The 5955-nt window shown below is 43.5% G+C and carries 6 protein-coding genes; 3 read left to right on the forward strand and 3 right to left on the reverse strand.

Annotation, left to right across the window (positions count from 1 at the left end; translation table 11 throughout):
• Window positions 1–133 precede the first annotated feature (133 nt).
• Window positions 134–841: a photosystem II biogenesis protein Psp29 gene (psb29, locus tag AC5JMF_RS28390; protein WP_495799054.1), complete on the reverse strand. Its 708-nt coding sequence runs from the start codon at window positions 839–841 to the stop codon at window positions 134–136.
• Between the two features lie 210 nt (window positions 842–1051).
• Here psb29 and AC5JMF_RS28395 point away from each other — a divergent pair, with 210 nt between their 5' ends.
• Window positions 1052–1648 carry a chromophore lyase CpcT/CpeT gene (locus AC5JMF_RS28395; protein WP_495799055.1) on the forward strand — a complete coding sequence of 199 codons (597 nt, stop codon included), beginning with the start codon at window positions 1052–1054 and terminating at the stop codon, window positions 1646–1648.
• Between the two features lie 58 nt (window positions 1649–1706).
• Here AC5JMF_RS28395 and AC5JMF_RS28400 read toward each other — a convergent pair whose 3' ends face one another.
• Entirely contained in the window at window positions 1707–2075 is a 369-nt protein-coding gene (locus tag AC5JMF_RS28400; protein ID WP_495799056.1) for an STAS domain-containing protein, read from the reverse strand.
• 436 nt (window positions 2076–2511) lie between these two features.
• A complete protein-coding gene (gene hemF / locus AC5JMF_RS28405; protein WP_495799057.1) occupies window positions 2512–3555 on the reverse strand; it encodes an oxygen-dependent coproporphyrinogen oxidase in 1044 nt (347 codons plus the stop codon).
• A 587-nt stretch (window positions 3556–4142) separates the two neighbouring features.
• On the opposite strand from hemF, the gene AC5JMF_RS28410 reads away from it, so the two are divergent.
• A complete protein-coding gene (locus AC5JMF_RS28410) occupies window positions 4143–4667 on the forward strand; it encodes an SRPBCC family protein (protein ID WP_495799058.1) in 525 nt (174 codons plus the stop codon).
• A gap of 157 nt (window positions 4668–4824) precedes the next feature.
• Window positions 4825–5895, forward strand: coding sequence for an Mrp/NBP35 family ATP-binding protein (locus AC5JMF_RS28415; protein WP_495799059.1), 1071 nt, complete (start codon window positions 4825–4827; stop codon window positions 5893–5895).
• Window positions 5896–5955: the final 60 nt, after the last annotated feature.

Genomic DNA, 5955 nt, shown 5'->3' on the forward strand with positions numbered 1-5955 from the left:
CGAGTCCTCGAGCGTCAGCGGTAGCGAGGTACGAGCGTCGCGTCATTACGAATTACGTTAGCGCAGCGGTAGCGAGTCCTCGATAGCGTTAGCGTTAGCGACGCAGGAGCGTCGCGTCATTACGAATTACGAATTATTCACTAGTCGTTGGTGGAGTAACGGGGGTAGTTGACTGCTGCTTGCGCTGTTCGCGTTTTTTGCGCTCAGCGCAAAGCATATCTGCCATTACTATTAATGCTTGCTCCATCTTGTCTAGATTAGAGCGATATAGCTCCAAATCCTTGTTGAGTTTATCATCTGATAGGTGTAAGCCAGCAGCGATCGCTTTTAGTGCCTCAGTGCGTCGCTTTTCGTCTTTGACTACTTCCGGATCAGACTGTTCTAATAAGGAGAATATACCAATTGCAAACAAGCGGCTGTATTTAAAGTTAGGATTGTTAGCGATCGCTTGCAGTTGTGTTTGCAAGTCAGCATCTCTATCTAAGTAGGTCGTTTGACTTAGCCATGCTATCAAATCTTGGACTGGCAAACTTTGAGCTATTGCTTGCAACCTTTCTGCATCTTGGCGATAGCGTTCTGGATTTTGTTCTACAGCCTGACATAAGGCATTAAAAATCGATTCTTGATCCCTTTCTGGCTGATAGCCTTGCATGAAGCGGTCGAAGGCAGTGACGACACCCAAGGCATAAATCAGATTATAACTAAAATCAACATTGACTGAAAGCAGATGAATTTCTACCATTAATTCTTCTACTACCCGACGATAAATAGTGTTGATCGGCCGGGTATGAAGGGTGTAGAAAGTTCGCTTTGTATCAGAGACTGTACGGACGTTATTCACAAAGAAAATATTAAGGGCGACGTATTCTTATTTTCTCGCTTAAGGGTTACTTTGCCAAGTTTATGTTTATGCTGGTCACGCTTGCATTTACAATATAAGCAAATCTAGAACCGCTTACAATTCAAACACCAACAAACAAAAGCCCACAGCCAAAAGCTGGGGAGAAATAATCAACACCAATTCCTTATTTCCAATTTCCCATCCCCAAACATGAGCTTCTCGCCACAGTTAATCGCCCTCAGTAAATACCTCGCCGGTGAATTTGATAACCGGGAGCAAGCTATGGCAGAACCTGTTTGGTATGTTCACCTACGCCTATGGCAAAGACCAATCAATCTGTTTTCAGAAGACAGCATGACTCTGTTTGCTGAACAAGCAAACATTATTAACCCAGATCAGCCTTACCGCCAGCGAATTATCCGGTTGCGAGAAGGGAGCAATTTTGATGCACCCCTGCAAGTGCAATATTATATGCTTCAAAATCCAGGTTTATTCAGCGGTGCAGGTCAAAATCCTGCTTTACTCGATACACTCACACCTGACAAATTAGATTTACTGCCAGGCTGTATCCTTACAGTTACCAAGGAAACACTAGCCCCCAACTCCTATAAATTTGTCGCCACTCCACCACCAGAAACTGTTTGCAGTTTTACTTATCAAGGCAACACCGTGCAAGTTTCTTTAGGCTTTGAAGCCACTAGGGCAGAGTTTTACAGCTACGACAAAGGAATTGACTCAGAGACTGGAAAAGCCACATGGGGAGCGATTCTAGGCCCTTATCGCTACAGCAAAAGGGAACAGTACTGAGACTAATTCGTAATTCGTAATTGAGGCATCTACAGAAAGATTAGATACATGGTATAACTTAGCTGGCAATACTCCGAGGTACACCTTCTAAGGCTTCTTCCTCTGCGTCAAAGATTTCAAAGACTGTATCCATCATCGTGACTTCAAACACGAGCTTAGCTTCTGGATGGACATTACAGATGCGGAAACTGCCTTTGACTTTATCAGCATCGCGCATTCCAGCTACTAAAGAAGTAAGACCAGAACTATCGATAAAATTTACTTGTCCCAAATTCACAACTACATGGCGGCTGAGTTTGGAAATGCATTCTTGTAGCTTGAGACGAAATTGCCAAGCAGTAGTGATGTCTAGCCGGCCTGTTGGTGTCAAGACAATAACTGTATTACCGTCTTGAGTTGTATAAGTTTTTTGGTCTATTTGAATCACTGAAGCCCTCCCCTTGACATCCCTTTTTAGATTAACTGCCCCTGAAATTAAATGACAACTGGTAAACTATAAGACTTGCTTTGATAGCAATCTTGCTTTGTTCATTACCGGAGCGATCGCCAGCAATGAGTTGATTTAGTTGACTTACCAGCCACTAAATTGTTTAGTGCTGAAATTTGAGCCTAACAAGCTGTAGCTAAAATTGTCACCTATTTGTACTAAGTGCTTACTTTTAGTAGTTTAACTCACCAAAATAGTCCTGGGTACTAAATTGGCTTGATTAAGTAGCATTCAGGTATAGCTGAGATGAAAAAGGCAATTGGGAATAGGGAATTGGGTATAGGGAACAGATGTTGCTTATTTCTCCTCCTGCTTCTTTTGCCTCCCCTGCTCCCCATCTCCCCCACGCCTCAGTTACTATCTTTAGCGCACAGCACTATTTGTTTGGTGTCCAATTTATCCAATCTTGAGGTTTAAGGAAAGTTTCATATAGTTCTGCTTCTGGGGAATTTGGTTCTGGCTGATAGCCGTATTCCCAACGCACTAGAGGTGGTAGGGACATGAGAATTGATTCTGTGCGTCCATTGGTTTGTAGACCAAAAATTGTGCCTCGGTCATAAACCAAGTTGAATTCTACATACCGCCCCCGACGGTAGAGTTGAAAATTCCGTTCGCGATCGCCATACTCCATCCCATGCCGCCGTTCTACAATTGGGAAATAAGCGGGTAAAAAAGCTTTACCACATTCTTGTACCAAGGCAAACAAATCCTCCCAATTACGCGGTGCTGGTGTGCCTACCTGGTCACTGTAAGTAGCTGCTTCTCCATGGGAGTTACTACCACGATATAAAGCACCTCGCCCATCTTGATAGTCTAAAAATAGACCACCAATCCCCCGTGTTTCTCCCCGATGTTTGAGATAAAAATATTCATCACACCAACGCTTAAACACTGGGTAATAATCTGGGTGGTGTTTGTCACAAGCCTGTTTCAGGGTTTTATGGAAATGGACTGCATCCTCAGCAAAAGGATAATAGGGTGTCAAATCAGCACCACCACCAAACCACCAAACGGGCCCCGCCTCAAAGTAGCGATAATTGAGATGAACGGTGGGTACATAGGGATTGCGTGGATGCAATACCAGTGAAGTACCCGTAGCATAAAAGCGGTGTCCTTCTGCTTCTGGGCGATGGGACAAAATGGAGGGGGGCAAATGAGAACCCCAAACTTCAGAAAAATTTACACCAGCTTGTTCAAATATTGCACCATCACGCAGGACACGCGATCGCCCGCCGCCCCCTTCTGGACGTTCCCAACTATCTTCGTGAAACTTACCCACACCATCCAGTTCTTTCAACGCCTGCGTAATTTCATCTTGCAGTTGTTTCATCAACTGACTGACCCTAACCTTAGCGTCGGTTGGTGGTAGGGAGGTAGATGATTTTGCTTCCACCGTTGGGGTTTGCGAGTTGGTCAACATAAGATTCCCAAATCTAAATTACAATTTCCAGCAAGCCACAAATTTTTGATCTTAATTAAAATTTGAAGGCAACACATCTCACCAATTAGGTTCTGCCTGTTCAACCTGCTTTTTTCTGGTTGGACAGAGATTTACATGATTGATGAGGTTCATTAGAGTTATTTTCCCTCAAATGCGTATAGGCTTGTATGTTGACTCAGTTTTTTTTTGAATTTTATTGATGAGAACATTGGCAACTATGCCAGCACTCTCAACTTTGACACCTAAAGATTTAAACTAATTTGGTTAACATTATCAAACTGACACAGTAATACGAAAGATTAAGGGTTTGTATAGGAGTGGGAGATGTGAGTTAAAAAACCCTGTAGTCTCAGAATTTTACCTCCTTAACACCTGTGGATAAGTTCCAATACTAAATGTTGTTCTATTAATTAGGGGTGAAATACTTAGTAATCGTGTTGGTGTTTGTAGCGATCGGAACTTGGTATGTTGAGGGCAATTTTGCGAAAGTTTTGTTTGGGATTTGGTCACAGTTGGACATCATACTGCAATGACCAGAAAATTTCTCACAAGGAGGATTAAGGAAAATGCAAGATTGGTTATCCAAATTCATTCGCCGCAAACGTCGTCGGTTTCAGGTTTCTCTTGTACAGACATATCGAGAGATTAGTTCTGCTTCTGTAGATGAACTTTGGCAAAAAGTAGTGGATTTAACAGATGTTTCCTGGCATCCTCTACTTAAGAGTACTAACGTTCCTCATGGCTTAGTACCCAAACCTGGATTAATTTTTCAGGCAATGACGCGCTTTTGGCCTATCCCTATCCGAATTTTTGTAGAAAGCGTGAATCCTAGAGAATTGTTGAGTATACGAGTACTGGCTATTCCTGGTATAGAAGAACGGGTGACTTACCAAGTCGAATCTACGGTTTGCGGTACTTGTTTGTCTTACTCTGTAACACTACGCGGTTGGTTGTCGCCCCTGATTTGGTCGTTGTCTCGTCCTTATGCAGATCGCGTGGCACGTTCATTAGTTGAAGCAGTGGAGGGGGCAACATTACAAGCAGTATCAGGAAAAAAGAAATCTCTTAGCGACAGCTGCTTCGATTTTTAAATCATTGATGGTCAGTTGTTAGTTGTCAATTGCCAAAACCGAACAACTGAACCATTGACAAATTCACTAGCAATAAGCAATAAGCAAAAGTTAGAATTTTAACAGGCAATCATAAAAATTTGTTAAAGTTTGTTACCCTGGTAACGGTTAAAACACTATGTACGATGTCCTCGATTCCCGCTCAGTTCTTGAAGTGTTGCGACCAGTGCAAGACCCAGAACTCCGCAAAAGCCTGGTAGAACTGAATATGATTCGCAATGTCAAAATTGACGGTGGCAAAGTTAGCTTCACTTTAGTATTGACTACACCCGCCTGTCCTTTACGTGAATTTATTGTCGAGGACTGTCAAAAAGCTGTCAAAAAGCTACCGGGTGTTACTGATGTTAGTGTAGAAGTGACCGCAGAAACACCACAGCAAAAGAGCCTAAGCGATCGCACTGGCATAACTGGGATCAAAAATATCATTGCTATTTCCAGCGGTAAAGGTGGCGTTGGCAAAAGCACAGTGGCGGTGAATGTCGCAGTTGCTTTGGCTCAAACAGGGGCAAAAGTAGGCTTATTAGATGCCGACATTTATGGCCCCAATGATCCCACAATGTTGGGTTTAGCTGATGCTCAAATTACAGTCCGCTCAACTGAAACAGGAGAAATCCTCGAACCTGCTTTCAATCATGGTGTCAAATTAGTATCAATGGGTTTTTTGATTGATCGAGATCAACCAGTGATTTGGCGGGGGCCAATGCTGAATGGTGTGATTCGCCAGTTTCTTTATCAAGTGCAATGGGGAGAACTGGACTACTTGATTGTAGATATGCCACCGGGAACAGGAGATGCTCAGCTAACTTTGACACAAGCTGTTCCAATGGCAGGGGCTGTAATTGTGACAACGCCACAAAACGTCGCTTTGCTAGATTCTCGTAAAGGTTTGCGGATGTTCCAGCAAATGAACGTTTCTGTCTTGGGAATAGTGGAAAATATGAGTTATTTTATTCCACCAGATATGCCAGATAAGCAATATGACATATTTGGTTCTGGCGGTGGTTCAAAAACAGCAGCTGAGTTGGGAGTACCTCTTTTGGGGTGCGTCCCGCTAGAAATTTCCACACGAGTAGGCGGTGACAACGGCGTCCCAATAGTTGTGGCACAGCCAGATTCAGCTTCTGCAAAAGCATTAACCGCGATCGCCCTCTCTATTGCTGGTAAAGTTTCTGTAGCTGCCTTGACTTAGGGGACTGGGGACTGGGGACTGGGGACTGGGGACTGGGGACTGGGGACTGGGGACTGGGAA

The sequence above is a fragment of the Desmonostoc vinosum genome (assembly GCF_059505385.1).

Excerpts from the sequence above, each read along its gene's own strand:
- AC5JMF_RS28395 (WP_495799055.1), top strand. The coding sequence starts at position 1,052 with ATGAGCTTCTCGCCACAGTTAATCGCCCTCAGTAAATACCTCGCCGGT.
- hemF (WP_495799057.1), bottom strand. The coding sequence starts at position 3,555 with ATGTTGACCAACTCGCAAACCCCAACGGTGGAAGCAAAATCATCTACC.
- AC5JMF_RS28410 (WP_495799058.1), top strand. The coding sequence starts at position 4,143 with ATGCAAGATTGGTTATCCAAATTCATTCGCCGCAAACGTCGTCGGTTT.
- AC5JMF_RS28415 (WP_495799059.1), top strand. The coding sequence starts at position 4,825 with ATGTACGATGTCCTCGATTCCCGCTCAGTTCTTGAAGTGTTGCGACCA.